The sequence below is a fragment of the Blautia sp. MCC283 genome, from assembly GCF_018785565.1.
Taxonomy (GTDB): domain Bacteria; phylum Bacillota; class Clostridia; order Lachnospirales; family Lachnospiraceae; genus Blautia_A.
In genome coordinates this window covers 52,034-77,733 of sequence record NZ_WQQB01000015.1, presented here as the reverse complement: position 1 = coordinate 77,733, position 25,700 = coordinate 52,034, and the positions used below count along the sequence as shown (strand labels likewise).

The 25,700-nt window shown below is 44.6% G+C and carries 28 protein-coding genes and 1 other RNA gene; 25 read left to right on the top strand and 4 right to left on the bottom strand.

What is annotated here, in order from left to right; genetic code table 11:
- Positions 1-43 precede the first annotated feature (43 nt).
- The 3 genes from GPK81_RS04620 to GPK81_RS04610 all read left to right on the top strand — a co-directional run bounded on the left by GPK81_RS04620 (position 44) and on the right by GPK81_RS04610 (position 2,776).
- A complete protein-coding gene (locus GPK81_RS04620; protein WP_021976798.1) occupies positions 44-733 on the top strand; it encodes a Crp/Fnr family transcriptional regulator in 690 nt (229 codons plus the stop codon).
- Positions 734-831: 98 nt separating this feature from the next.
- Positions 832-1,575: an ATP-binding protein gene (locus GPK81_RS04615; RefSeq protein ID WP_021976799.1), complete on the top strand. Its 744-nt coding sequence runs from the start codon at positions 832-834 to the stop codon at positions 1,573-1,575.
- A 19-nt stretch (positions 1,576-1,594) separates the two neighbouring features.
- Entirely contained in the window at positions 1,595-2,776 is a 1,182-nt protein-coding gene (locus tag GPK81_RS04610) for an ATP-binding protein (RefSeq protein ID WP_021976800.1), read from the top strand.
- A gap of 130 nt (positions 2,777-2,906) precedes the next feature.
- Here the strand turns inward: GPK81_RS04610 and GPK81_RS04605 are convergent, their stop codons facing one another.
- Complete coding sequence (locus GPK81_RS04605) at positions 2,907-3,284, bottom strand: hypothetical protein (RefSeq protein WP_021976801.1); 378 nt, start codon at positions 3,282-3,284, stop codon at positions 2,907-2,909.
- A gap of 318 nt (positions 3,285-3,602) precedes the next feature.
- Between GPK81_RS04605 and pap the strand changes: the two genes are divergently transcribed.
- Positions 3,603-5,075, top strand: coding sequence for a polyphosphate:AMP phosphotransferase (pap, locus tag GPK81_RS04600; RefSeq protein WP_118063124.1), 1,473 nt, complete (start codon positions 3,603-3,605; stop codon positions 5,073-5,075).
- 201 nt (positions 5,076-5,276) lie between these two features.
- Here the strand turns inward: pap and sigG are convergent, their stop codons facing one another.
- Positions 5,277-6,056, bottom strand: coding sequence for an RNA polymerase sporulation sigma factor SigG (gene sigG, locus GPK81_RS04595; RefSeq protein ID WP_021976803.1), 780 nt, complete (start codon positions 6,054-6,056; stop codon positions 5,277-5,279).
- Between the two features lie 113 nt (positions 6,057-6,169).
- Positions 6,170-6,424 carry a YlmC/YmxH family sporulation protein gene (locus GPK81_RS04590; protein ID WP_021976804.1) on the bottom strand — a complete coding sequence of 85 codons (255 nt, stop codon included), beginning with the start codon at positions 6,422-6,424 and terminating at the stop codon, positions 6,170-6,172.
- Between the two features lie 138 nt (positions 6,425-6,562).
- Here GPK81_RS04590 and nrdR point away from each other — a divergent pair, with 138 nt between their 5' ends.
- On the top strand, positions 6,563-7,012 hold the full coding sequence (gene nrdR / locus GPK81_RS04585) for a transcriptional regulator NrdR (RefSeq protein ID WP_021976805.1): 450 nt from the start codon (positions 6,563-6,565) through the stop codon (positions 7,010-7,012).
- A gap of 96 nt (positions 7,013-7,108) precedes the next feature.
- Here the strand turns inward: nrdR and gdhA are convergent, their stop codons facing one another.
- Positions 7,109-8,443 carry an NADP-specific glutamate dehydrogenase gene (gdhA, locus tag GPK81_RS04580; protein ID WP_021976806.1) on the bottom strand — a complete coding sequence of 445 codons (1,335 nt, stop codon included), beginning with the start codon at positions 8,441-8,443 and terminating at the stop codon, positions 7,109-7,111.
- Positions 8,444-8,665: 222 nt separating this feature from the next.
- On the opposite strand from gdhA, the gene GPK81_RS04575 reads away from it, so the two are divergent.
- The 20 genes from GPK81_RS04575 to GPK81_RS04480 all read left to right on the top strand — a co-directional run bounded on the left by GPK81_RS04575 (position 8,666) and on the right by GPK81_RS04480 (position 25,697).
- The gene (locus GPK81_RS04575; protein WP_021976807.1) at positions 8,666-9,883 is read left to right on the top strand and encodes an aminotransferase class I/II-fold pyridoxal phosphate-dependent enzyme; all 1,218 of its coding nucleotides are present in this window, start codon (positions 8,666-8,668) and stop codon (positions 9,881-9,883) included.
- 180 nt (positions 9,884-10,063) lie between these two features.
- Positions 10,064-11,425 (top strand): citrate/2-methylcitrate synthase, encoded by a 1,362-nt coding sequence (locus GPK81_RS04570; protein WP_021976808.1) that lies wholly within the window; start codon positions 10,064-10,066, stop codon positions 11,423-11,425.
- Positions 11,426-11,440: 15 nt separating this feature from the next.
- Positions 11,441-12,307 (top strand): patatin-like phospholipase family protein, encoded by an 867-nt coding sequence (locus tag GPK81_RS04565; RefSeq protein WP_021976809.1) that lies wholly within the window; start codon positions 11,441-11,443, stop codon positions 12,305-12,307.
- Between the two features lie 10 nt (positions 12,308-12,317).
- The gene (locus GPK81_RS04560) at positions 12,318-12,824 is read left to right on the top strand and encodes a YqeG family HAD IIIA-type phosphatase (RefSeq protein ID WP_021976810.1); all 507 of its coding nucleotides are present in this window, start codon (positions 12,318-12,320) and stop codon (positions 12,822-12,824) included.
- Positions 12,821-13,330, top strand: coding sequence for a shikimate kinase (locus tag GPK81_RS04555; RefSeq protein WP_021976811.1), 510 nt, complete (start codon positions 12,821-12,823; stop codon positions 13,328-13,330). The genes GPK81_RS04560 and GPK81_RS04555 overlap by 4 nt, the downstream gene beginning before the upstream one ends.
- 86 nt (positions 13,331-13,416) lie before the next feature.
- Positions 13,417-13,974, top strand: coding sequence for an elongation factor P (gene efp, locus GPK81_RS04550; protein WP_021976812.1), 558 nt, complete (start codon positions 13,417-13,419; stop codon positions 13,972-13,974).
- 235 nt (positions 13,975-14,209) lie between these two features.
- Positions 14,210-14,555: a transfer-messenger RNA gene (gene ssrA, locus GPK81_RS04545) on the top strand.
- 110 nt (positions 14,556-14,665) lie between these two features.
- Positions 14,666-15,826 (top strand): FtsW/RodA/SpoVE family cell cycle protein, encoded by a 1,161-nt coding sequence (locus tag GPK81_RS04540; RefSeq protein ID WP_021976813.1) that lies wholly within the window; start codon positions 14,666-14,668, stop codon positions 15,824-15,826.
- Positions 15,827-15,967: 141 nt separating this feature from the next.
- On the top strand, positions 15,968-16,201 hold the full coding sequence (gene acpP / locus GPK81_RS04535; RefSeq protein ID WP_021976814.1) for an acyl carrier protein: 234 nt from the start codon (positions 15,968-15,970) through the stop codon (positions 16,199-16,201).
- Between the two features lie 158 nt (positions 16,202-16,359).
- The gene (gltX, locus tag GPK81_RS04530; protein WP_215706613.1) at positions 16,360-17,814 is read left to right on the top strand and encodes a glutamate--tRNA ligase; all 1,455 of its coding nucleotides are present in this window, start codon (positions 16,360-16,362) and stop codon (positions 17,812-17,814) included.
- 22 nt (positions 17,815-17,836) lie between these two features.
- The gene (locus tag GPK81_RS04525) at positions 17,837-19,663 is read left to right on the top strand and encodes an ATP-dependent helicase (RefSeq protein WP_118071577.1); all 1,827 of its coding nucleotides are present in this window, start codon (positions 17,837-17,839) and stop codon (positions 19,661-19,663) included.
- Entirely contained in the window at positions 19,660-20,208 is a 549-nt protein-coding gene (locus tag GPK81_RS04520) for a 4'-phosphopantetheinyl transferase family protein (protein WP_118071578.1), read from the top strand. The genes GPK81_RS04525 and GPK81_RS04520 overlap by 4 nt, the downstream gene beginning before the upstream one ends.
- A gap of 25 nt (positions 20,209-20,233) precedes the next feature.
- Positions 20,234-21,382, top strand: coding sequence for a YncE family protein (locus GPK81_RS04515; RefSeq protein WP_021976818.1), 1,149 nt, complete (start codon positions 20,234-20,236; stop codon positions 21,380-21,382).
- 84 nt (positions 21,383-21,466) lie between these two features.
- Positions 21,467-22,399 carry a stage III sporulation protein AA gene (gene spoIIIAA, locus GPK81_RS04510; RefSeq protein WP_021976819.1) on the top strand — a complete coding sequence of 311 codons (933 nt, stop codon included), beginning with the start codon at positions 21,467-21,469 and terminating at the stop codon, positions 22,397-22,399.
- On the top strand, positions 22,384-22,902 hold the full coding sequence (locus GPK81_RS04505; protein ID WP_021976820.1) for a stage III sporulation protein AB: 519 nt from the start codon (positions 22,384-22,386) through the stop codon (positions 22,900-22,902). Before spoIIIAA ends, GPK81_RS04505 begins: the two co-directional genes overlap by 16 nt.
- Positions 22,903-22,960: 58 nt before the next feature.
- Positions 22,961-23,155, top strand: a complete 195-nt coding sequence (spoIIIAC, locus tag GPK81_RS04500) for a stage III sporulation protein AC (RefSeq protein WP_021976821.1) — start codon at positions 22,961-22,963, stop codon at positions 23,153-23,155.
- Positions 23,156-23,169: 14 nt separating this feature from the next.
- Positions 23,170-23,556 (top strand): SpoIIIAC/SpoIIIAD family protein, encoded by a 387-nt coding sequence (locus tag GPK81_RS18270; protein ID WP_021976822.1) that lies wholly within the window; start codon positions 23,170-23,172, stop codon positions 23,554-23,556.
- Complete coding sequence (locus GPK81_RS04490) at positions 23,553-24,842, top strand: stage III sporulation protein AE (protein WP_021976823.1); 1,290 nt, start codon at positions 23,553-23,555, stop codon at positions 24,840-24,842. Before GPK81_RS18270 ends, GPK81_RS04490 begins: the two co-directional genes overlap by 4 nt.
- The gene (locus tag GPK81_RS04485) at positions 24,800-25,417 is read left to right on the top strand and encodes a stage III sporulation protein AF (RefSeq protein WP_118169900.1); all 618 of its coding nucleotides are present in this window, start codon (positions 24,800-24,802) and stop codon (positions 25,415-25,417) included. The genes GPK81_RS04490 and GPK81_RS04485 overlap by 43 nt, the downstream gene beginning before the upstream one ends.
- The gene (locus tag GPK81_RS04480) at positions 25,383-25,697 is read left to right on the top strand and encodes a hypothetical protein (protein WP_021976825.1); all 315 of its coding nucleotides are present in this window, start codon (positions 25,383-25,385) and stop codon (positions 25,695-25,697) included. The genes GPK81_RS04485 and GPK81_RS04480 overlap by 35 nt, the downstream gene beginning before the upstream one ends.
- The last annotated feature ends 3 nt before the right edge of the window (positions 25,698-25,700 follow it).

Genomic DNA, 25,700 nt, shown 5'->3' with positions numbered 1-25,700 from the left:
TGCAGAAATGTGATAAAAACCTGTACAGAGATGAGGTGAAAAAGTGGAAGAAAAAAGAAGAGAAGAATGGGTGGCCATTTTAAGACAAAGCCGGCTCTGCAGAAACCTGGAAGAAAAAGAACTCCTAAACCTCATGGAGCAGGAAGGAACGGTACGGACTTATTCCAGAGGGGAGCGGATCTTTCAGGAAACAGACCGGCCGGATTCGGTTTACATGCTTCTTAACGGAAGTGTGATCATCGCAAAAGAGACATTTTCCGGAAAAAGGATCCTTCTGGCGCAGCTGGAAAATCCAGGGGCTCTGTTCGGGGAGGTTTATGCCTTTATGGAGAAAGCTTCCTATGATATGTATGTGGAAGCGCTGACGCAGGTTTCCGTTCTGATCATGAGCAGCCGGATCTTTACAGACAGGGAAGAAAATAGTTTAAGCCGGAAACTTCGGGAAAATCTTCTTGAGGTTTTTGCCGGGAAGGCTTACAATATGAACCGGAAGCTTCGGATCCTTGGAAGCGGCAGTCTCCGGGAGCGGATCGTTCGTTTCCTTGTGGAATGCCAGGACAGTGAAGGACAGATCCACATGAATCTTTCCAGAGAAGAGATGGCGGATTATTTAAACATTACCAGGCCGTCTCTTTCCAGAGAACTGGGAAAGATGCAGGAAGAAGGAATCCTGGAACTTGACAGGCGTCAGATCCTTGTGAAAGATCAGGAAAAAATGGAGTTATATCTGTAAGGTAACATATGTTACCGAAGAATCTCCGGGATTTTTGTATGATGTCAGTGAAAACAAAAACATTTGCAGAAATATAAAAATCAGGGAGAGATGATATCATGATAAGAAAGATCGTACACATTGACGAAGAGAAATGCAACGGCTGTGGTGCCTGCACAGCTGCCTGCCACGAAGGAGCTATTGTCATGGCTAGTGGCAAGGCGAAACTGATCCGGGATGATTACTGTGACGGACTGGGAGACTGTCTTCCGGCCTGCCCTGCCGATGCGATCCGCATTATAGAGCGGGAAGCCGCAGATTATGACGCGGAGGCAGTGGAAAAAAGAATGAAGCTTAAGAAAACAGAGGCCTCGATGCCAGCAGGGAAGCCACACGTGTGCCCCGGAAGTATGGCAAGAAGCCTTAATAAAAAGCAGGAACCGCCGGTGCAGGCAGAGCAGAAAGAAGTTCCCCAAAATGCAGGGGAACAGACAAGCCGTCTTGCCCAGTGGCCCGTACAGATCAAACTGGTTCCTGTCAATGCACCATATTTTGAAAATGCACAGCTTCTGATCGCGGCAGACTGTACTGCCTACGCTTATGCAGGTTTTCATGAGAAATTCATGAAAGATCATGTGACGCTGATCGGATGCCCCAAACTGGATGAGGGAGATTATGCAGATAAGCTTGCAGAGATCATAGGAAATAATTCCATCCGGAGTATCCGTATCGTCCGCATGGAAGTTCCCTGCTGCGGAGGCATCGAGAATGCAGTGATCCGTGCCATGGAGCGAAGCGGAAAGATGATCCCATGGCAGGTAGTGACCATTGCCTGTGACGGCACGATCAGGGAGGAGCTGTAAGGAAAGGAATAAAAACAGCATGAGTGAAGAAACACTGGAGATTTCTTTTGATGAAATAGAGAAGGAACGGGAAAAATATCTTCTGGTAGATACCCGTGATAAAGTAACTGTGGAATATGGAATGATCCCGGGAGCGATTTCTGTTCCGGAACAGGAACTGGAAGAACGGGCAGAAGAACTGAAAGGGGATAAAATCCCGGTTCTTTACTGTACCAGAGGACTTTTCAGCCAGGAAGGGGCAGGGATGCTCCGGGAAAAGGGAATTCCCGCACGGAGTCTGAAAGGCGGATATACAGGATGGCTTTTTCAGCAGATGCAGAAAGAGTCCAAGAAAGGGGACAGTGAAGAAACGGAAAATGAGGCAATGGAACAGCGCCGGAAAGATATCGAGCTGAGCATCCGCAAGAAATTCCACAAGCAGCTGTTTTCCAGATTCGCCAGAGGGATCAATGACTATGAACTGGTGAAACCGGGAGATAAGATCGCGGTCTGTATTTCCGGCGGTAAGGATTCCATGTTGATGGCAAAACTGTTCCAGGAACTGAAACGTCATAACAAGTTTCCTTTTGAACTGGTATTTCTTGTGATGGACCCGGGATATAATGAGGCCAACCGTGCGGTGATCGAATACAACGCCAAACTTCTCGGAATTCCTATCACAGTGTTTGAGACTGAGATCTTTGATGCAGTTTACAATGTGGAAAAATCTCCGTGTTATCTCTGCGCCCGTATGCGAAGAGGATATCTTTACAGTAAGGCAAAGGAACTTGGATGCAACAAGATCGCTCTTGGCCATCACTATGATGATGTGATCGAGACGATCCTGATGGGAATGCTTTATGGAGCACAGGTACAGACTATGATGCCGAAACTCCACAGCACAAACTTCGAGGGGATGCAGCTGATCCGCCCCATGTATCTGATCCGTGAGGCAGATATCAAGCACTGGAGAGACTACAATGACCTGCATTTTATCCAGTGTGCCTGCAAGTTCACTGATACCTGTACTACCTGCCGTACAGACGGCACCAGTGTTTCCAAGCGAATGGAGATCAAAAATCTCATTGCGGAGCTTAAGAAGGTAAATCCCCATATTGAAAGTAATATTTTCCGAAGTGTGGAAAACGTGAATCTTCATACAGTCATTGCCTATAAAAAAGACGGCGTGAAACATTCCTTCCTGGAAGGATATGACGACTGAAAGATATAAATAATAAAAGCTGCCACCGGAGTTATGGGCCTGTTTGAGGCTTATGGTTCCGGAAGGCAGCTTTTGCTTTTTGAGTATATGGAATTATGGGGTAAATGCGTATTGAGAACATTTACGTAATCTATATGTTCTGCTTTGCAGAATGCTGGGCGCGGGCTTTTTCCCGCTGCCTGGTAAGATCATAATATTCATTAGAGACGATCCCACGGCTGGAAAGCGCTTCGTAAGTTTTCTGCTGTGCAGGGGTCATTTTCATTCCGATGGTGGAATTGACATCTGTCAGCACGCAGCCTGTTTTTTCTACCAGCCAGAAAAGAGCGGAATCATCATCCGGGATCATTTTCCAGATTTCATTTTCCGTATATGGTAAAAGGGCCATAAGGGTCTTCAAATGTCCGTCCTGGATTAGGCGGTAATCTCCATCCGGCATGATGATGCCGTCACCGTAGAGTTCTTTTTTCTTTTCCATTTCTTTCAGAAGTTCTTCTGTAAGTTTCATGATCGGCTCCTTGAGATTTGCTGCTTGGGGCAGCTTTTTTGTGCTGTTTTAACCGAATCAAGGAAGTCCCCTGCGGGGTTGCGAATATCCGTTTGACTACGAGTTAAAAAAATAACGAACAGTGCCTATATTGTATGAAGAGAAGATCAAAATGTCAATAGGTTAAAAAATATTTTTAGCTGTTTAACAAGAGTTACAATTGTGCAATATGGATATTTTTTCGGAATGATGCGTTAAATCTATGTAAAATTCGTCGTAAAACAGGGACTCCTGTGGTATAATAAGAATATTCAAAAAATTCGAGGAAGGACGATGCAGATGTTAAAAAACTGGAACCCGGAACAGATTCCGGAAAAAGAGGATATCAAAGTGCGTTTAAGTGCTGCAAGAACCAGATTATATGAGCTGCAGATGGCTCTAAAGGAGCATAAGATTCCGGTGATCGTGTTGTTTGAAGGCTGGGGAGCTTCCGGAAAAGGCAGTACCATAAGTAAAGTGATCAAGAATATCGATCCCCGTTTTTTTAAAGTCGCAACTATGTCAGCGCCTACAGAAGAGGACCTTCGGAAACCATTTCTTTACCGGTATTTTAAGGAGATCCCGGAAGCCGGTAAATTTACATTCCTGGATTCCGGATGGATGGATCAGACCTGCCGGGAGCGCATGGACAAAAAACTGAAAGGGGATGATTATGTAAAACGGGTTGACAGCATCCGCAGATTTGAACGGCAGCTGACGGATAACGGATACGTACTTCTGAAATTCTTTATGCAGATCGACCGGAAAGATCAGGAGAAACGTATGGGCATCCTTCTGGAAAGCAAAGATACCCGATGGAGAGTGAATGAATACGATCTCTGGCAGAATGATCACTACAAGAAATGCAGAAAAGTTTTTGACCAGTATATGCAGGATACCAACACTTCTTCTGCTCCGTGGTATATCGTAGATGCCAGTGACCGGAAATGGGCGGAATTACAGGTACTGGAAACCATGATCAGCAACATCGAGGTTGCCATGGAGAACAGCAAACATGCTGTGCCGATTCTCCAGAATGTTTTTCCTCTGGTGGAGATGCCGAAATTAAGCGAGATCCCTCTGGATGGAAAAGAAGTGGGAGACGAAGAGTACAAGGCAGAGCTTAAAGAACTCCAGGCGAAGCTCGGAAGCCTGCATAATCGGCTCTACCGCAAAAGAGTGCCGGTGATCATCACCTATGAAGGCTGGGATGCTGCCGGAAAAGGCGGAAATATCAAGAGGATCACGGAAGCTCTTGATCCCCGTGGTTTTGAGGTACATCCCATCGCCAGCCCGGAACCTCATGAAAAAGCCCGTCATTATCTGTGGCGTTTCTGGACAAGGTTGCCTAAAGATGGACACATTGCCATATTTGACCGGACCTGGTATGGAAGAGTGATGGTGGAAAGACTGGAAGGTTTTTGCAGTGAGAACGACTGGAGACGTGCATACAATGAGATCAATGAATTCGAGAAGGAACTTTCCGACTGGGGTGCTGTGATCGTGAAATTCTGGGTCCACATTGATAAAGATACCCAGCTTGCAAGATTTAATGACCGCCAGAACAATCCGGAAAAACAGTGGAAGATCACAGATGAGGACTGGAGAAACCGTGAAAAATGGGATCAGTATGAAACCGCAGTGGATGAAATGCTGCAAAAGACCAGTACTGTTTATGCGCCATGGCATATCCTGGAATCGGTAGACAAAAAATATGCAAGGCTGAAAGCACTTCGGATCGTGATCGAAGAAATTGAGAAAGCGCTGAAATAACAGAAAACAGAAGTTGCCTGTGAATGCCCGTTTTATGCGGGTATAGACATGGAATCAACATAAAAAAATGCGGCAGGGTAACGGACATTATTTTATAAAAAGTTTTATAAAAGAGTGCCGGTGTATATTCTGCCGCAATGATTTTGTTATGGGTTACATAGTCAATGCAGATGGTTTTATCTGTCTGGTATAGCGTTTTGGTTAATTCCTGAGATAATTCCGCATACTGCGAAGGGCATGTTTTTCCAGGCGGCTGACCTGGGCCTGGGAGATCCCGATCTCATCGGCAACTTCCATCTGGGTTTTTCCTTCGTAGAAGCGGAGATCAATAATGTGTCGTTCCCGTTCTCCCAGCCGGTTCATGGCGTCCCGGAGAGAAATATCTTCCACCCAGTTTTCCTCCCGGTTCTTTTTGTCGCTGATCTGATCCATGACATAGAGAGTATCTCCTCCTTCGGAATACACCGGCTCAAAAAGGCTCACCGGGCTCTGGATCGCATCCATGGCATAGACGATCATTTCCTTGTCAATGCCGATCTCATCAGCGATCTCCGCGATGGTAGGCTCTTTGAGATGCTGCCGCATATAGTTTTCCCTGGTGTAGATGGTTTTGTAGGCGATATCCCGCAGAGAGCGGCTGACCCGTATGCTGTTGTTATCCCGGAGATATCTTCGGATCTCACCGACGATCATAGGAACTGCATAGGTAGAAAACTTTACCTGAAGGGTGGTATCAAAATTATCGATTGCTTTGATCAGGCCGATACAGCCGATCTGAAAAAGGTCATCTGGATTTTCACTGCTGTTCTGAAAACGGCGGATCACGCTTAAAACAAGCCGCAGATTGCCTTTGATGTACAATTCTCTGGCTTCTTCATCGCCAGCTTTGATTCTTTTGAAGAGCTCCTCCTTTTCTTCCTGGTTGAGAACAGGAAGCGTTGAGGTATTTACTCCGCAGATTTCAACTTTATTCAGTGCCATCTTAGAATCCTCCTTGTCTTGTCAGTACATTAAGATGATTCTCAGAGGGCGGTTGAAATATACTTTTCCGGGGAAAATATAAAAAATAAAGGGCCTTGACAAATGTAGTCGGTTCAGTCTCCTCCCAGCCGTTTTTCATCACGGAAATCAACAAGGATGATATCTTCACCAATCTGGCGGATGCAGTCCCAGGGGATGATGCATTCACTTTCTCTTGAAAAACACCAGCAGAATTTCCCGGGTTCCGGCATGATCAGGGCTTTCAGCCGGGCGGTTTCACAGCAGAATTCCACATCAAGAGGACAGCCAAGGCTGCGGCAGGTATGGATATTGATCACTTCTTTTTGTTTCAGATCACAGATGCGCATAAATTCATCACCTGGTATGATTTTATGGAAAATCTGTAAAATTTATGCAAGTCCGATTATTGACACATTATATGCATTTATTTTATAATAAAAACAAATTTAGTAATGATTTACTGATCCGGAAAGGGGGAGAGTTCCGTGAGATGTCCGTTCTGTAACCAGGATAATACAAGAGTTGTAGATTCCAGACCTGTAGAGGATACTAATTCCATCCGCCGCCGCCGTCTCTGTGATGCCTGCGGAAAGCGTTTTACAACTTATGAGAAGGTGGAAACGATTCCACTGACTGTGATCAAGAAGGATCAGAACCGGGAAAGTTATAAACGTTCCAAGATCCAGGATGGTGTTCTTCGTGCCTGCTATAAGCGCCCTATTCCCATTGAGAGAGTGGAAGAGATGATCGATTCCATAGAAGGAGATATTTTCCGGTCAGAAGACCGTGAGATCAGCAGTACCAAGATCGGAGAGATCGTTATGGAGCATCTGAAGGATCTGGATGCGGTGGCATATGTACGCTTTGCGTCTGTGTACAGAGAGTTTAAAGATGTCAGTACCTTTATGGATGAGCTGAAGAAACTGATCAACTGAAAACTCATAATAACATATAAAAAAACAGGGACCGCATGGGGAAAATTCCTCTGCGGTCCCTGTTATAATTTATGTTAATGATTCAGGAAACTTAAATTAAACAATACCCTGAGCTTTCATAGCGTCAACAACTTTTTCGAAGCCGGCGATGTTTGCACCTACAACATAGTTGTCTTCCATACCGTAACGTTTAGCAGCGTCATCAGCTTTGTGGAAGATGTCGATCATGATGTTGTGAAGTTTCTCATCAACCTCTTCTCTTGTCCAGGAAAGTCTCATGGAGTTCTGGCTCATCTCCAGTGCGGATGTGGCAACACCGCCAGCGTTTGCGGCTTTACCAGGCATGAAGAGAACACCGTTCTCCTGAAGGTATGTTGTTGCATCAAGAGTAGTAGGCATGTTAGCACCCTCAACGACATATTTGCAGCCGTTTGCAACCAGTGTTTTAGCTCCGTCAAGACCAAGCTCGTTCTGAGTAGCACATGGAAGATAGATATCACATTTGATGTTCCAGATGCCAAGTCCCTCTGTGTAAGTAGCACCCTCAACACGGTCAGCGTACTCTTTGATACGTCCACGTTTAACTTCTTTGATGTCTTTTACAACGTCAAGGTTGATTCCATTCGGATCGTAGATATATCCGTTGGAGTCGTTCATTGCAACAACTTTGGCACCAAGCTGAGTAGCTTTCTCAACAGCGTAAATAGCTACGTTACCAGAACCTGTTACAACAATTGTTTTTCCTGCTACGGAGTCGTTGTGTGCTTTTGCGATCTCGTTGAGCATGTATACAACACCGTAACCAGTAGCCTCTGTACGGATCAGTGAACCGCCGAAGGAGAGGCCTTTACCTGTGAGGACACCCTCATAGAGACCACGGATTCTCTTGTACTGTCCGAAGAGATATCCAATCTCACGTCCGCCGACACCGATATCACCAGCCGGAACATCTGTATCTGCGCCGATATATTTGCAAAGTTCTGTCATAAAGCTCTGGCAGAATGCCATAACCTCTCTGTCAGATTTACCCTTAGGATCGAAGTTGGAGCCACCTTTTCCACCGCCGATCGGAAGGCCTGTAAGAGAGTTTTTAAAGGTCTGCTCAAAACCAAGGAATTTCAGGATACCCTGATTTACAGAAGGATGGAATCTTAAGCCGCCTTTGTATGGTCCGATGGCGCTGTTGAACTGAACACGATATCCCTTGTTAACCTGTACAGTTCCGTTATCATCGATCCACGGTACTTTGAAGGAGATGATCCTCTCTGGCTCTACAAGACGCTCAAGGATGGAAAGTTTACGATACTCTTCCTCATTTTTGTCAATTACGACTTTAAGGGAATCGAGAACTTCCTTAACTGCCTGATGGAATTCTGGCTCGCCAGGATTCTGTGCTACAACTCTTTCATAAACTTCTTCTGTGTAAGACATTGTTGTTTCCTCCTCATCACGTATTAAATTGTGTTTGAAAACTAAATTCGAGTGCTATTATACATTAACCTGCTAAAAAAGGGAAGTGCTAAATTAAAATTTTTAAAATTTTTATTTCTTGCGTTGAAAGCACAAATGTGAGAAGATATAGAAATAGATATTTTTTGACTATGAAAATAAAATGGTTAAATAATAGTGAAAATGAGAAGAGGAGTGGTTTTTATGAGAACATTCGGGAAATCATCAAAGCTTGATAATGTATTGTATGACGTGCGTGGACCGGTTGTGGATGAGGCTGCCAGAATGGAAGAAGATGGGATGGAGATCCTGAAGCTGAATATCGGTAACCCGTATCCGTTTGGATTTTCCGCACCGCAGGAAGTGATCCTGGATATGCTTAGTAATGTACGTACTTCACAGGGATATTCCGATTCCAAGGGTATTTTTTCCGCAAGAAAGGCAATCATGCAGTATGCCCAGCTTCGCGGGATCCCGGGAGTTACCATCAATGATATTTATACAGGAAATGGTGTCAGTGAGCTGATCAATCTCTGTATGCAGGCACTTCTGGATAACGGGGATGAGATCCTGATCCCGGCTCCGGATTATCCCCTGTGGACGGCAACTGCCACACTGGCAGGAGGAAATGTAGTCCACTATATCTGTGATGAGCAGTCTGACTGGTATCCGGATATCGAGGATATCAAGAGTAAGATCACACCAAGGACCAAAGCGATCGTTATCATCAATCCAAATAACCCGACAGGTGCCGTATATCCGAAGGAGATCCTGGAGCAGATCGCGGACATTGCAAGAGAGCATGAGCTGATCATCTTTTCCGATGAGATCTATGACCGCCTTGTTATGGATGGATACAAACATACTTCCATCGCTTCTCTTGCACCGGATGTATTCTGCGTGACATTTTCAGGACTGTCAAAGTCTCATATGATCGCAGGTTTCCGTATCGGATGGATGATCTTAAGCGGAGCCAAGAACAAGGCCAAAGGTTATATAGAGGGAATCAACATGCTTTCTTCCATGCGCCTTTGCTCCAATGTTCCGGCACAGTCGATTGTACAGACTGCACTGGGCGGATATCAGAGTGTCAATGAGTATATCCAGCCAGGCGGACGTGTTTACGAGCAGAGAGATTTTATCTATAAGGCTCTGAATGATATTCCGGGAATTTCCGCTGTAAAGCCGCGTGCGGCATTTTACATATTCCCGAAGATCGATACCGAGAAATTCAATATCTATAATGATGAGCAGTTTGCCCTGGATTTCCTTCATGACAAGCAGGTTCTCATCGTTCCGGGTAAAGGCTTTAACTGGAACCAGCCGGATCATTTCCGTATTGTTTATCTGCCGGATATCCGTCAGCTGGATAAGGCAATGAAGAAGATGAAAGAGTTCTTTGCTACATATAAGCAGGTCTGATCACCAATACAAATATTTTCGGCATAGACCAAAACGGAAAAAAATGCTATAATCATATCTGAAATATCCCGGTCATCAGGGCCGGGATATATGAAATAAGACCAGAATTGCTTGAGAGGGGAATGAGGAGGGACCGTTATCGGACAGCAATAAAACAGAAATCGAAAGGGGAAATAACGGATGAGCAAATTCAACATGAAAGTGACACCTGAGATTGAGAAACTTACGCAGATCTGTCGTGAGAATGATAAACTGGATCTGTCTTTATATGGCAAGTACGATGTCAAGCGAGGTTTGCGTGACCTGAATGGAAAGGGTGTCCTTGCGGGACTTACCCAGATTTCCAATGTCCAGGCAACCAAGATCGTGGATGGGAAAGAGGTTCCCTGTGCAGGTAAGCTTTCTTACCGGGGATATGATATCAAGGATCTGACAAAAGGCTTCATCAATGACCGGCGTTTTGGTTTTGAGGAAGTAACCTATCTGCTTCTTTTCGGAAAACTTCCGAATCAGGAAGAACTGAATGAATTTTCCGGGATTCTTGCGAATCAGCGCCAGCTGCCGCGGAATTTTGTAAGGGATATCATTATGAAGGCGCCATCCAGAGATATTATGAATGCTCTGTCAAGAAGTGTGCTGACACTTTATTCCTACGACAAAGATCCGGATAATATTGAACTGGAGAATGTGCTCCGTCAGTGTATCAATCTGATCAGTGTTTTCCCGTTGTTATCTGTTTATGCATATCAGGCCTATAATCATTATGAGAAAGGTAAGAGCCTTTATATCCATCAGCCGAAGAAGGAACTTTCCACAGCAGAAAATATCCTGCGCCTTTTAAGACCGGATAAGAAATATACGGCACTGGAGGCGGAGATTCTGGATATTGCTCTGATCCTTCATATGGAGCATGGCGGCGGTAACAACTCTACCTTTACTACACATGTGGTTTCTTCTTCCGGAACCGATACGTATTCCGCAATTGCGGCAGCCCTGGGTTCTCTGAAAGGCCCGAAACACGGTGGCGCCAACATCAAAGTTGTAAAAATGTTCAATGATATGCGTAAGCATGTGCATGATTACAGTGATGAAGAGGAAGTCAGTGTTTACCTTAAGAAACTTCTTCACAAGGAGGCCTTTGATAAACGTGGGCTGATCTATGGTATGGGACATGCGATCTATTCTGTTTCCGATCCACGTGCAGAAGTATTTAAGGGGTATGTGGAGCAGCTTGCAAGAGAAAAAGGCAGAATGAAGGATTATCAGCTGTATGCTACGGTAGAGCGCCTTGCGCCAAAGGTTATTGCAGAGGAGCGTAAGATCTATAAAGGTGTCAGTGCCAATGTGGACTTTTACAGTGGATTTGTTTACAGTATGCTGGATCTGCCCCTGGAACTCTACACACCGATGTTTGCCATTGCACGTATTGTAGGCTGGAGTGCACATCGTATGGAAGAGCTTATCAATGTGGATAAAATTATCCGTCCTGCATATAAGAATGTTCTTCCGGAAGCAGAGTATATTCCTCTTGGTGAGCGATAGGAAAGGCAATGGAAAATGACAGAATATAATGAGACAGCACTGGTACTGGAAGGCGGTGGAAACAGAGGTGTTTTTACTGCAGGAGTACTGGATTACCTGATGGAACAGAAAGTGGAATTCCCATATGTAGTGGGAGTATCAGCGGGCGCCTGCAATGCCATTGATTATGTATCCGGGCAGGTAGGGCGTACCAGAAGATGTATGATCGTGGAAAATAAGGAATACCGTTATATCAGTCTGAAAAATATTCTGGATAAGAAAAGTCTGTTTGACATGGATATGATCTTTGACAGGTATCCCAATGAGATTTTCCCATTTGATTTTGACGAGTACTTTAAATCGGATATTGAATGTGAGATGGTTGTGACGAACTGTCTTACAGGAGAAGCAGAGTATCTGTCCGAAAAGCAGGACAGACAGAGACTTATGGATATCTGCAGAGCGTCCAGCAGCATTCCGGGAATGAGCCCGATGGTAACGATAGACGGGCAGCTGTATCTGGATGGAGGGGCGGCAGATTCCATACCTCTTATCCATGCCATGAAAAAAGGCCACCGGAAAAATGTGGTCATTCTTACCAGAAATCAGGAATACCGTAAGAAAAAACCAGGTAAAAGCAAAGCCGTATATGTGGCTGCTTTTAAGAAGTATCCGAATCTTTTAAATACATTGCTCAACCGTTATCAGGTGTATAATAAGACCCTGGAACTGATTGAAAAATGGGAAAAAGAAGGTCATATTTTTGTGATCCGACCGGAAATCGAGACCGTTTCCCGTACGGAACAGAATGCGGAAGCATTAAGCGGATTTTACAAGCATGGGTATGAAGTAATGAAAGACCGTCTGGGTGAACTTTATGATTACCTGGAAAAAGAAAACTGAGGTGGAATAGATGTTCAGAAGTTTTTTTCCGGATGAATATCTGGATTCTGCGTATGTAATTGACTATGAGAAGCTTTACAGAGAAGGATACAGAGGGCTTCTTTTTGATATTGATAATACCATTGTCCCGCACGGCGCACCGGCAGATGAACGGGCAAGGAAACTGTTTGAAAAGCTGAGGGGGATCGGGTTTCGATACTGTTTTGTATCCAACAACCAGAAACCCCGCGTAGAGCCTTTTGCCAAGGCCGTAGAGGGAAATTTTATAGAAAATGCCCATAAACCGGCTGTGAAGAATTACAAAAAAGCCTGTCAGGTGATCCAGACAGAACCTGACCGGACAATTTTTGTGGGGGATCAGCTGTTTACGGATATTTACGGAGCGAAGCGGGCGGGGATCCGTACGATTCTTGTAAAACCGATTCATCCAAAAGAGGAAATTCAGATTGTGCTGAAACGCTATCTGGAAAAAATAGTACTATATTTTTACCAAAAAGAGGAGGGGAAGAATTCATGAACCATATTGTAATTATCGGCTTTATGGGTTCAGGAAAGACACGAGTTGGAAAGAGGCTGGCGAAGGACCTGGGACTTCCGTTTATTGACGTGGACAGACTGATCGTGAAGAAAATGAACATGTCGGTAAAGGAGGTATTTGAACGCTTTGGAGAGCCGTTTTATCGTGCACTGGAGACAATGGCAGTTAAAGAACTGTCTACAGATGGTGAGCGTAAGGTAATCTCTGTCAGCGCTGGACTGCCTCTGCAGGAGCAGAACCAGAAATATCTTCAGAATATGGGGACGATCATCTATCTGAAGGGATCTGCGGCAACACTGATCAAACGTCTGGAAGGAAGCAACAATCCAACACTGGAGGGAGCTGAGAACAAAGAGGACAAGATCAAGAAACTTCTCAAGCAGAGAGATCCTGTTTATGAGAAGTTTGCAGACATTAAAGTTGTCACAGGAGTGAAGCCTTTTGACGAACTGATTGCAGAAATTGAAGAAAAATTAAAGGCTTAAATAAAAAAACAGTTGAAAAATGACAAAAGGTATTATAGAATAATCCATAGCGAAAAAGAACCGCATATATTAAGGAGGAAATATTTATGATTTCAGCAGGTGATTTCAAAAATGGTATCACACTTGAAATTGATGGAAACGTATGTCAGATCGTTGAATTCCAGCATGTAAAACCAGGAAAAGGCGCAGCCTTTGTAAGAACAAAATACAAAAACATTATCACAGGATCTGTAGTGGAGAAATCTTTCCGTCCTACAGAGAAATTCCCGGCTGCACGTATCGAGCGTGTAGATATGCAGTATCTGTATCAGGATGGTGATTTATACTACTTTATGAATACAGAGACATATGATCAGGTTGGTCTTACAAAAGATCAGGTTGGCGATTCTCTGAAATTCGTTAAAGATAACGAAATGGTTAAGGTTTGCTCTCATAACGGCGAGGTATTCGCAATCGAGCCTCCTCTTTTCGTAGAGCTTGAGGTTATTGAGACAGAGCCAGGATTTGCAGGAAATACAGCACAGGGTGCTACCAAACCGGCAACTGTTGAAACAGGTGCACAGGTTCAGGTTCCTCTGTTTGTAAACCAGGGCGACAAGCTGAAAATTGACACAAGAACAGGAGAGTATCTCTCCCGTGTATAACGAATAAACTGCGTAGCAGTTGATTGGCTATGAACAAGTAGCGAATGCGGATTATGAATATCTGCTTATGATGAAAAAACCCGCTTATGCGGGTTTTTTTATGTCCGTTTTTAGAAATTACCTTGACACAAAAAATCATTCTGGTATAATTAAACCCAGTCAAAAATAACTGACCAAGAAGTTCGTCTGTCCACCAGAGATGTCCGGAAATGATCCGGCCACGGAAGTCTTTTGAGGGCTTGTACTGGTTTCGACGGGGGCTTTGAAGTTAGGGAAGCCATCCGCAGACTCCTGGACTGCGTACCAACCGGGAACTAAATATAAACGCAGACGAAAAGTTAGCGTTAGCAGCCTAAGCTGCTCGTCAGCCCCGTTGCACTCACACATCGGGAATCTGGCGTCGACTATGTGAGAAACCTTGCCGGGTAAGCTTTGCCCCGGTAGATGTATCATGAAGCTACTGAAGCAGTAAGCCTGTCGGTGGGCGTGCTGCCGAGGGAATGTTAAATCAGCGACTGTGATGGGAGATGCCTTAAGGGATAGGCTTTCGGACAGGGGTTCGATTCCCCTCAGGTCCATTTATGGAACGTCCCGGAAAGACAGCATTTATGCGGCTTTCCGGGAATTTTTTTTACTTTCTTTTTTAGATATCAGAAATTTCTTCGCGGATACAGAAAGCGATGGTGATAAAATGAAAAAACCTCTGCTCAATTTAAAAAAGCAGAATACAAAATCAGATTACTATGATTATAATCTTGTCGCTGTCATCGTACTTCTGGTATGTTTCGGACTGGTTATGCTGTACAGCACCAGTTCTTATATGGCGGAAGTAAATTATGGCAATGATATGTTTTATTTTAAGAAACAGGCACTGATCAGTGCGGCCTGTCTAATCGGAGCATTATTTATTTCAAAAATACTGGATTATCATGTCCTTCTTCCTTTTACAACCGCACTTTATGTGGCTTCACTGATCCTTATGGGCCTGGTCCGCACTCCGCTGGGGCATTCTTCCCATGGTGCAACCAGATGGCTGTATATCGGACCGATCAACTTTCAGCCTGCCGAAATAGCCAAGATTGCGGTCATCATCATGATGGCCTATATGATCGGAAAGATGGGACGAAAGGTAAAAACTCTGAAAAGCTGTATGATCCTGGGACTTCCGGGAGCAGGACTTGCGCTGGCTGCTTATGTGCTTACCGATAACTTAAGTACTGCCATGATCATTCTGGGCATTACTGTAGGAATGGTTTTTGTGGCACATCCGGATACACGTCCGTTTATCATTATAGGTATCGTCGGTATAGTCCTGATCGTAATCGGTGTGCTGTTTCTGGTTGTAACAACCAAGGACAGTAACAGTTTCCGAGTTATGCGAGTGCTGGTGTGGCTGCAGCCTGAGAAATATTCTGATGAAGGTGGATACCAGACGTTACAGGCGCTGTATGCCATCGGTTCCGGGGGCTTTTTCGGACGGGGACTTGGAAACAGTATCCAGAAACTGGGAAGTGTTCCTGAGGCTCAGAACGATATGATTTTTTCCATTATCTGTGAAGAACTCGGAGTTTTCGGAGGCATTTTTGTACTGATCCTGTTCGGGTATCTTCTGTACAGATTGTTCTTTATTGCACAGAATGCTCCGGATCTGTTCGGCTCTCTGATCGTCACGGGAATTTTTATACATATTGCGCTGCAGGTAATCCTGAACATTGCCGTTGTACTGAATCTGATGCCGAATACAGGTGTTACATTGCCCTTTATCAGCTATGGAGGAACCTCTATTGTATTCCTGATGTCAGAGATGGCAATTGCCCTCAGTGTGGCCCGTCAGATAAAATTTCAAGAGTAAAATAGTTTTAAAATCAAAATATTTTTGCTCTGGAGCCATTTTTTGGGAAAATCCTCTTGACAACTGTTTTTGCAGACTATATACTTGGCTCAAAAAGAGGAAACAGATTCGATCTGTAACGATTAAAGGAGAAATTAAGACATGTTAGAAAAAATGAAAGAAATGCTTGCAGAGCAGTTAAATTGTGAGGCATCTATAATTACACCGGAGACATCTTTCAAGGATGATCTCGGAGCAGATTCTCTGGATCTTTTTGAGCTGGTTATGGCTCTTGAGGATGAGTACAATGTTGAGATTCCGGCAGAGGAGCTTACAGATCTGAATACAGTTGGAGATGTAATCGAGTATCTTAAAAACAAAGGTGTGGAAGCATAAGCAGGAATTAAGAGATCCTCTGGGACAATGGTGTCTCAGGGGATTTTTCTGTGTATAGGGAAGACGGGGGATTCCGTCGGAAAACCTATGGACATTTTGAAGGCTTTAGGTATATAATATCACCTATAATGAGAAACAACAAAACGAGGAGAAAAGAAATGACAAAGATCAGAACAAGATTTGCACCGAGTCCTACAGGAAGAATGCATGTGGGTAACTTAAGAACAGCTCTTTATGCTTATTTGATCACAAAACATGAAGGCGGAGATTTTATCCTTCGTATTGAAGATACAGACCAGGAACGTTATGTGGAGGGAGCTGTAGATATTATTTACCGTACCCTTGAGAAAACCGGACTTATCCATGATGAGGGACCGGATAAAGACGGCGGATTCGGTCCGTATGTACAGAGTGAGCGTCAGGCAACAGGCATGTACCTGAAATATGCAAAACAGCTTATTGAGCAGGGAGATGCATACTACTGCTTCTGCGGCAAGGAAGAACTGGAGAGTATGAAACGTACAGTTGCAGGCAAGGAGATCTCCATCTATGATAAGAGATGTCTCCACCTTTCCAAAGAAGAGGTTCAGCGTCGTCTGGATGCGGGAGAACCTCATGTTATCCGTTTCAATATGCCGACAGAGGGAACTACAACCTTCCACGATGTTATTTACGGTGATATCACAGTCAACAATGAAGAGATGGAGGATCTGATCCTGATCAAATCTGATGGATATCCGACATACAATTTTGCAAACGTAATTGATGACCATCTTATGGGGATTACGCATGTTGTAAGAGGTAATGAGTATCTTTCCTCTTCTCCGAAGTACAACCGTATTTACGAGGCATTCGGATGGGAGATCCCGGTTTATGTACATTGTCCGCTGATCACAGATGAGACACATCAGAAACTTTCCAAGAGATGCGGCCATTCTTCCTATGAGGATCTGATCGATCAGGGCTTTGTTACAGAGGCAGTGATCAATTATGTTGCGCTTCTTGGATGGAGCCCGGCAGACAACCGTGAGATTTTCTCTCTTCCGGAACTTGTGGAAGCGTTTGATTACCACCATATCAACAAATCACCGGCAGTTTTTGATATTGCCAAGCTGAAATGGATGAATGGTGAGTACATCAAAAAAATGGATCCGGATGCGTTCTATGAGAGAGCACTTCCGTATCTGAAAGAAGTTCTGAAGAAAGACTTTGATCTTAAAAAGATCGCAGGTATGGTTCAGACCAGAATTGAAGTATTCCCGGATATCCCGGAGCTTGTGGACTTCTTTGAGAAAGTTCCGGAATATGACAGTGCAATGTACCGCCACAAAAAAATGAAAACAACAGAGGAGACTTCCCTTGCAGTTCTCAAGGAGGTACTTCCTGTACTGGAAGCACAGGAGGATTATACCAATGATCCGCTGTATGCATCTTTAAGTGCTTTTGTAAAGGAGCACGGCTATAAGAACGGTTATGTAATGTGGCCGCTGCGTACAGCAGTATCCGGCAAGCAGATGACGCCGGCCGGCGCAACAGAGATCATGGAGATCATCGGTAAGGAAGAGACACTGAAACGTGTACATGCAGCAATCGAAAAACTTGAGCACGAATAAGTGCATAGTCAATAATCCAGTTATGAAACGAAATCCATCTCAAAAACGGGCGATCGCCCACCTGTCAGGACCGATGATGGTTCTGGCAGGCCCCGGTTCGGGGAAAACTTCCGTCATAGTAGAAAGAACAGCACATATGATCCATGAAGGGAAGATACCGGCTTCCTCTGTTCTTGTTGTGACCTTTTCAAGGGCGGCAGCCGTAGAAATGAAAGAACGGTTTCTGAAATTTACCGGAGTTTCGAGGACAGGCGTTACATTTGGAACTTTTCATGGTGTATTTTATGGAATCCTGAAACAGGCATATGGTCTCAACGGAAGCAACATTCTTTCTGAAGAGGAAAAGTATGCGATCTTAAGGGAACTGGCAGTAAATTGTGCCGCAGAACAGTCCCAGGAAGGGGACTTTGTGGAAGATGTGGCAAAAGAGATCAGTGTTGTCAAAGGGGGAAGAATTTCACTGGAACATTACTATTCTTCCTGCTGTCCGGATGAAGTGTTCCGGCAGATTTTTCAGGGGTATCGGAAAGTCCTGAATGAAAGAAGAAAGCTTGATTTTGACGATATGCTTTTGAGCTGCTATGAGCTTTTGCGTAAAAGAAAAGATATTCTGGCAGCATGGCAGAAAAAATTCCGGTATATTCTGGTGGATGAGTTTCAGGATATCAACCATCTTCAGTATGATATTGTAAAAATGCTGGCAGCTCCGGAAAATAATCTGTTTGTGGTGGGAGACGATGACCAGTCTATTTATCATTTCCGTGGAGCACGTCCGGAGATTATGCTGAATTTTCCGGAAGATTTCAAAAATGCGGAAACAGTATTGCTGAATATTAATTACCGGTGCAGCGGAAATATTTTGAACACAGCTATGAAAGTAATTGATCATAACGAAAACCGTTATGTAAAAAAACTTTCTACACCCAATAACCTAGGAGAACCTGTAGAGGTAAAGGAATTTAAAAATCCAAGAGATGAGTATATGACAGCTGCGGGAATACTGAAAGACCGGATGGAAAAAGGGGAATATATTGAAGATACCGCCTTTCTTTTCCGGACCAATCAGGAGGCAGAAGGCCTGGTTGCCGCATTGATGGAATATGGGGTTCCTTTTACCATGAAAGAGAAACTGCCCAATCTGTTCCGCCACTGGATCTGTAAAAATATGATCGCCTATCTGAAAATGGCACAGGGGGACCGGAGCAGAAGTACATTTCTGGAAATTATGAACCGCCCTAACCGCTACATAGCCAGAGAGGCTCTTGCCGAAAAAAACATAGATTTTAAGGCTCTTGCCGAATTTTATAAAGATAAGGACTGGATGTGTGACAGGATCACAACACTGGAAACACATCTTCGGATCTTGAAAACCATGGCCCCTTATGCAGCCATTAATTTTATCCGAAACGGCATGGGATATGAAGAATACTTGCAGGAATACGCAAGGTATCGTAAAATAAAGCCAGAAGAGCTCTGGGAGACCTTAAACCGGATACACGAAAGTGCCAGAGGAATGAAAACGCTGGAAGACTGGCTGGCCTATATGGATGAATATACCAGAAAACTGGAAGAACAGGCGAAAAAACAGGACGTGAAAAGGGAAGGCTGTGTGATATCTACCCTTCACGCTGTAAAAGGCCTGGAGTATGACCGGGTATATATTATGAATGTCAATGAGGGCAGTATGCCTTACCGGAAAGCGGTTCTGGAAGCGCACCTTGAGGAAGAACGGAGACTTTTCTACGTTGGAATGACGCGGGCAAAGAAGAAACTTTGTCTGTGCTATGTGAGAATGCAGTACGAGAAGGAACGGGAGCCGTCACGGTTCCTTGAGGAGGCAGGATTATGAACGGGATCATTTACTACACAAAGATAAGAGACGAATATTCTGGCAAAAACATGGAGCATATGATCGGGGAAAAGCTTCTGGAGATCGGGCTGGAAAGAGAATATGGCCGGAAACTTGCCTTTGAACCCAGGGCTAAGGGGGAACATGGGAAACCGTTTTTTACCCTTCTTCCAAAGATCCATTATAATATTTCACATTCCGGAAAATATGTGATGTGTTTATTTGCAGGTGAAGAAGTAGGTATTGATATACAGATCCATAAGAAGGTTAATTATGAGAGGATCCTTGAGAGACTGGTACCTGCAGATATGGTGAGGGAGATCCTGGAAGCAGATGATATGGAGAAGGCTTTTTTTGCACAGTGGGTATTGCGGGAAGCTTATATCAAATGGACGGGAGAAGGATTGTCCAGAGATTTAAGGACGATTCCCATGGACAAAGGAAATTACATGATGCTGGAAATGGAACCGGGATACAGCGGCGCAGTCTGGTCAAAAGATGATCTGGAATTGCGCTTTGAATACGAAGATATCATACTGAGATAAACTGTACCAGAATAGAGAAAATGAAATGAACAAAGAGATGAAACGCAGCTTCCGGATTTTTATTCTGAAGATCCTGGCAGTTGTTTTTGTGCTGTGTATATGTTATTTTTTATATGCATTTGTATACAGAGCAAAAACAGAACTGCCAACAAAAGCTGTGGTGACAAACAGAGGTGCTGCAGTGTATACGCTGCGGGGCCAGAAACAGATGCTTTCCCAGAAAGAGGCATTTTCCTATTTTGCCTTTGACGGAAGAGAAAAAGAGAAAGAATATGGAACTTATGTCATTCCCGGACTGAAAAATACAAGGACGCTGCTTACGGAAAAAGGTGCCACACCGGCCATGTGCACGTCCATGACTCCTCAGGGACTGGCAGTTACCGAAGATTATGTGCTGATCAGTGCTTACTGCAGCACACAGAAACATAATTCGGTCATCTATGTGATCGATAAAGAGAAACATAACTTTATAAAAGAAGTAGTGCTGCCTGGACAGCCTCATGTGGGAGGTCTTGCCTACGATCCGGAACATAAGATTCTGTGGTATTCTTCCAATATTAACGGAATTGCACAGGCAGTAAGCATAAAAATGGATACAATAGAAGCCTATGATTATGATGACAGTCACCTGCCGGTGGATACTTTGCAGACAGTCAGTCTTTATGGAATTGTAAGGGATTCATTTATGACTTTTTACGAAGGGTGTCTGTATGTAGGCTGCTTTGAAAAATATAACGAAAGTGTAATTGCACGATACGGAGTTGACGCAGATGGAAATCTGATCAATACCATGGATGAGGAGCTGGGCATGGATTTTGAAATGGCAGTTCCGCTGGATTATTCCACCATATCGGAGCAGGTCCAGGGAATCGCTTTTTACAATGACAAACTGCTGATCTCTCATTCCTTTGGAATCCTGCCATCCAGACTGGTATTTTATGAACAGTCCGACAAGCGTCTGTATGTAAATGAAAATTCGGCCAGGACCTACCGCTTTCCGGAGCGCCTGGAACAGATCGTGGTGGAGGGAGACAATCTCTATGTGATGTTTGAATCCTGTGCCTATGCATACCGTGCATCCTCCGTAAATATTGTGGACCGGGTACTGAAGCTGAGCCTTCCGAAGATGGAGGCTTACGATGAGGAAGAAAGCCTCTTTTTTCTGTCAGAATAAAGGAAAAACAGATTTTTTCCAAAGGAGACAAAGGGTACTAAATCCTGCATGTCCGCAATATATTTAAGTGTAAGAGGTGAAAAAATGGACGCAAACCAGATTCAGAACCTGTTTGCCAGCAATGTCCGCCAGCTGTTGGTGGATGCAGACCTTGATTATGATAAATTATATGAGATACGTCTCCGGGTGGGAAGACCTCTGTTTCTTACCTATGACGGGGGAGAATGTTTTCTGCGGCAGAAAGACACAGAGCCTTATCTGGTGACACGGGAGGATCTGAAGGAGACACTGGAATATGTCAGTGGTTATTCTCTGTACGCTTATGAAGACGAAATACGTCAGGGATTTTTGAGTGTACAGGGCGGACATCGTGTAGGAGTTACCGGAAAAGTGATCCTGGACGGAAACCGGGTCCGGGGAATGAAATACATTTCCTGCATCAATGTGCGGCTGGCTCATGAGATCCAGGGATGTGCCGGAGGCGTGATGCCTTATATCCAGACACGAGAGCAGATTATGCACACATTGATCGTTTCCCCGCCCAGATGTGGGAAGACTACGCTTCTTCGGGATATCATCCGCCAGATGAGTAATGGTTGGGGAGATATTTCCGGTGTGACAGTAGGGGTGGTAGATGAGCGAAGTGAACTTGCAGGATGTTATCAGGGAATTCCGCAGAATGATCTTGGAATGCGGACAGACATCCTGGACGGCTGTCCGAAAGCAGAGGGCATGCAGATGCTGATCCGGTCCATGTCACCGGTTGTGGTTGCTGTGGATGAGCTTGGAAAGGAAGAAGATTTCAAGGCAGTGGAAGCGGTGATCCACTGTGGCTGTCGTCTGATCGCCACTGCTCACGGTGATTCTGTGGAAGAAACGTTGTCTCAGCCGTTTTTTCAGAAGTTGTGGGAAGCGCGGGTTTTTCAAAGATATATTTTTCTTGGAAAACATGACCGTGCGGGAATTGTAGAGGGAATTTATGATGGAAACGGAAAATGCCTATGTACAGAATTGTAGGATGCATTCTGCTCGTGGCGGCAGGGACCGGAATGGGATTTTCCGGAAGTATGAAGCTTTCGGAGAGAATATATACGCTTGAGATGCTGCTGCGGATGGGAATCTTCCTGAAAGGAGAGATCCGTTGCGGAAATATGTCTCTGCCGGATGCTTTTTACGGAGTTGCCGGAAGAATGGATGGAAAATACAGGGAATTTCTCATAAGTGCTGCAGACAGGATGAAGTCTGGAACAGGAGAAACGCTCTCACAGATATGCAGGGAATGTGCAGAAACATCCCTGAAAAAAAGCTGCCTTACCTCCGGGGAAAAGGACGCTTTTTTTTCTTTGGGAGAGCATCTTGGTTATCTGGATCTGGAAATGCAGATGAAACAGCTTTCTCTATATGAGGAAAACCTGGAAGAGGAGATTTCCCGGTTAAAAGAAGAGGCCTCCGTAAAAAAGAGATTGTACCGGAGTCTGGGAATTCTGGGAGGACTGCTTCTGGCGGTGCTTTTGATATAGAGGTTTTGTCTGAACAGTGAAGATGGGACGGGCTTATTGAAGAAAAAGGAGGGAGTTTTTGGAGGTCAGTATCATATTTAAGATTGGGGCAGTAGGGATTCTGGTCTCTGTTCTTTCTCAGATCCTGAAGCACAGCGGAAGGGAAGAACAGGCATTTCTCGTAAGTCTTTCAGGACTTCTGATCGTGCTGTTCTGGATCGTACCGTATATCTATGAACTCTTTGAAAATATCCAGCAGCTTTTTGTTCTTTAAAGGAGGTAAAAAACGTGGATATTTTAAGAATTTCCATTTTGGGAACAGTGGGTGTTCTTCTGGGGATCCTTCTGAAATCACGGGCTCCTGAATATACAAGTCTGATTACTGTGGGAATCGGTCTGATGATCCTGGGCCTGGCGGCAGGAAAGATCGGATATCTTTTTCAGTCTCTTGAAAAACTGAAAGAATGTCTTCCGGTTGATGGAAGTTACATCACTACCTTGTTAAAAATGATCGGAATTACCTATATCGGACAATTTTCATCTGGTATATGTAAAGATGCCGGGTATGCTTCCACAGGGGCACAGATCGATCTGTTTTGCAGATTGTCTGTGATGGTTCTGAGTATGCCGGTACTGCTGGCACTTCTGGATACGATACAGGGATTTCTTGTATGAAAAAAAAAGAAACAGATCAGAAGAGGGGATCAGAAGAAAAAAGAAGAGCAAAGGTCTGGTGGAAAGCCAGGATCGTGGTCCTGGTAATGATATGCACGGGATTGATACAGTGGCCGGAGCGGATGGATACTGGTGTAAATGGTGTTTGTGTTTTTGCACAGCCGGTATCAGGAGAAACAACAGAAGCGGATGCGGTCCGACAGGCAGACTCAGAAGGTTCTGCATCCATAGACAATTCCCAGGAAAAACAGCTCACAGATCAGCTGGAACTTACAGATCTGCAGTCCATGGTGGATGAAATGCTTGGTGAGAACAGCTTTTCTGTTACAGAAGCTTTCCACAGGTTATTGTCCGGTGAAGAAGTGCTTTCGGAGGAGAGTGTGCGGGAATTTCTGCACAGTCTCCTTTTTTCCAGCCTTGAAAAAGAAAAAAGCCTGATCGTAAAACTGCTGCTTCTTCTCTTATTCGCGGCAGTTTTTTCCGGATTTGCAGGTGCTTTTGACAACGGACAGATCGGTGAGATCAGTTTTTATGTTGTGTATCTTCTTGTTTTTACTTTGCTGATGAACAGCTTTTCCGGCTTAAGTGCATCACTGCTTTCCATACTGCGGTGGATCACGGAATTTATGAAAGAGCTGTCGCCGGTGTACTTTATGGCAGTGGCTGCTGCATCCGGAGCATCTACGGCTGCTGTTTTTTATCAGGGAGTACTTCTTCTGGTGTGGCTGTTTCAGTGGATACTGGAAAGTGTTTTGCTTCCTGGAGTCAGCTTGTATATACTTCTTAAGTTTGTGAATCATCTTTCCAGGGAAGAGATGCTGGGAAAGATGGCAGAACTGATCGAAACTTTGATTTCCTGGGGCCTTCGGACGCTGCTGGGGGTTGTTGCAGGACTGCAGGTAGTGCGGGGACTGGTGACTCCAGTGATGGATTCTCTGAAAAGAAGTGCCATCGGAAAAACTGCCGGTACGCTTCCGGGGGTAGGTAATGCGGTCAATGCAGTGACAGAACTGGTGCTTACGACAGCAGTTCTTGTAAGAAACAGTCTGGGTGTGGTGTTTCTTCTTGTATTTCTGGTGGTCGGAGCCGGCCCCGTGATCCGCTACGGACTGCTGGCTCTTGTATACAGGTTTCTGGCGGCAGTGGCACAGCCGGTGTCTGATAAACGGCTTGTGGAAGTATTCAGTACCATGGGAGAAGGGTGCGCTCTTCTGATGCGGATCCTGTTTACAGCAGAAGTTTTATGTATGTTGACATTTCTGATATTGATGGCAGGGGGAATCTGATCATGCGGCAGGAAATCTATCAGTGGATGAAAGATCTGGCTTTTTTTCATGTGCTTACTACGGCAATCCTGCATATTCTGCCGGATAAACGGTATGAACAGTATGTCCGTCTGTTCATGGGCCTTCTCCTGATACTTCTTATCTGCACGCCTGTTTTTGCTGTTGTAGGAAAAAGTCAGGAACTTCTGGAGGGATTCCGGAAAAATTACAGCCAGGAAGAACAGGAGCGGATGGAAGCGGAAGCGCAGGGGATCCGGGAAACCTTTCTGAAGGAAGCTTACGAAAGTGAGCTGAAAAAACAGGTGGAGGAGATCTTAAATGAACAGAAGATTTTTTGTGGGGAAATTGAAGTGGATATGGAGAAAAATCTCCGGGTGATCATAAGGTTTTCTGAGAAGATCACGGAAAAGCAGAAGGAGGCGGTACAAGATGGGTGTGAAAGGATCTGCGGACTCGGAAAAGATCAGTATCAGATCCTGGATCCTGGCGATGGGGTGGAAGGAGTGGGGAATCGTACTTCTTCTGGGGATACTTCTGCTGGTGGCAGGGCTTCCGGTAACCCAGAAAAGCAGTAAGAATGCGAATACCCAGGTGTCTGAAAAAACAAGACTGGAGAGCCGCCTGGAGGAACTGCTTTCCAACGTGGAAGGAGTCGGAGAGGTGGAAGTGATCATTATGACCGGAGATGAAGGAAATACGGATGGTTTTTCCATAAGCAGCAAAAATGAAGTGACCGGCGTGCTGGTGGCTGCCCAGGGGGCGGGCAGCGCAGTGACAGTTCAGAATATTCAGCAGGCAATTATGGCATTATTTCAGATTGACGCCCATAAAATTAGAGTAATGAAAATGAAATGAGGA

Bases quoted from the DNA above. Each gene is read 5' to 3' on its own strand.
- GPK81_RS04590 (WP_021976804.1), bottom strand. From the start codon at position 6,424: ATGCGCATCTGTGATCTGAAACAAAAAGAAGTGATCAATATCCATACC.
- GPK81_RS04515 (WP_021976818.1), top strand. From the start codon at position 20,234: ATGAACAAAGAGATGAAACGCAGCTTCCGGATTTTTATTCTGAAGATC.
- GPK81_RS04540 (WP_021976813.1), top strand. From the start codon at position 14,666: ATGAAAAAACCTCTGCTCAATTTAAAAAAGCAGAATACAAAATCAGAT.
- GPK81_RS04490 (WP_021976823.1), top strand. From the start codon at position 23,553: ATGAAAAAAAAAGAAACAGATCAGAAGAGGGGATCAGAAGAAAAAAGA.
- pap (WP_118063124.1), top strand. From the start codon at position 3,603: ATGTTAAAAAACTGGAACCCGGAACAGATTCCGGAAAAAGAGGATATC.
- GPK81_RS04570 (WP_021976808.1), top strand. From the start codon at position 10,064: ATGAGCAAATTCAACATGAAAGTGACACCTGAGATTGAGAAACTTACG.
- GPK81_RS04575 (WP_021976807.1), top strand. From the start codon at position 8,666: ATGAGAACATTCGGGAAATCATCAAAGCTTGATAATGTATTGTATGAC.
- GPK81_RS04610 (WP_021976800.1), top strand. From the start codon at position 1,595: ATGAGTGAAGAAACACTGGAGATTTCTTTTGATGAAATAGAGAAGGAA.
- gltX (WP_215706613.1), top strand. From the start codon at position 16,360: ATGACAAAGATCAGAACAAGATTTGCACCGAGTCCTACAGGAAGAATG.
- GPK81_RS04525 (WP_118071577.1), top strand. From the start codon at position 17,837: ATGAAACGAAATCCATCTCAAAAACGGGCGATCGCCCACCTGTCAGGA.
- GPK81_RS04555 (WP_021976811.1), top strand. From the start codon at position 12,821: ATGAACCATATTGTAATTATCGGCTTTATGGGTTCAGGAAAGACACGA.
- GPK81_RS04615 (WP_021976799.1), top strand. From the start codon at position 832: ATGATAAGAAAGATCGTACACATTGACGAAGAGAAATGCAACGGCTGT.
- gdhA (WP_021976806.1), bottom strand. From the start codon at position 8,443: ATGTCTTACACAGAAGAAGTTTATGAAAGAGTTGTAGCACAGAATCCT.
- spoIIIAA (WP_021976819.1), top strand. From the start codon at position 21,467: ATGGACGCAAACCAGATTCAGAACCTGTTTGCCAGCAATGTCCGCCAG.
- efp (WP_021976812.1), top strand. From the start codon at position 13,417: ATGATTTCAGCAGGTGATTTCAAAAATGGTATCACACTTGAAATTGAT.
- GPK81_RS04505 (WP_021976820.1), top strand. From the start codon at position 22,384: ATGTACAGAATTGTAGGATGCATTCTGCTCGTGGCGGCAGGGACCGGA.
- sigG (WP_021976803.1), bottom strand. From the start codon at position 6,056: ATGGCACTGAATAAAGTTGAAATCTGCGGAGTAAATACCTCAACGCTT.
- GPK81_RS04485 (WP_118169900.1), top strand. From the start codon at position 24,800: ATGTATGTTGACATTTCTGATATTGATGGCAGGGGGAATCTGATCATG.
- GPK81_RS04560 (WP_021976810.1), top strand. From the start codon at position 12,318: ATGTTCAGAAGTTTTTTTCCGGATGAATATCTGGATTCTGCGTATGTA.
- GPK81_RS04565 (WP_021976809.1), top strand. From the start codon at position 11,441: ATGACAGAATATAATGAGACAGCACTGGTACTGGAAGGCGGTGGAAAC.
- GPK81_RS04520 (WP_118071578.1), top strand. From the start codon at position 19,660: ATGAACGGGATCATTTACTACACAAAGATAAGAGACGAATATTCTGGC.
- GPK81_RS04605 (WP_021976801.1), bottom strand. From the start codon at position 3,284: ATGAAACTTACAGAAGAACTTCTGAAAGAAATGGAAAAGAAAAAAGAA.
- acpP (WP_021976814.1), top strand. From the start codon at position 15,968: ATGTTAGAAAAAATGAAAGAAATGCTTGCAGAGCAGTTAAATTGTGAG.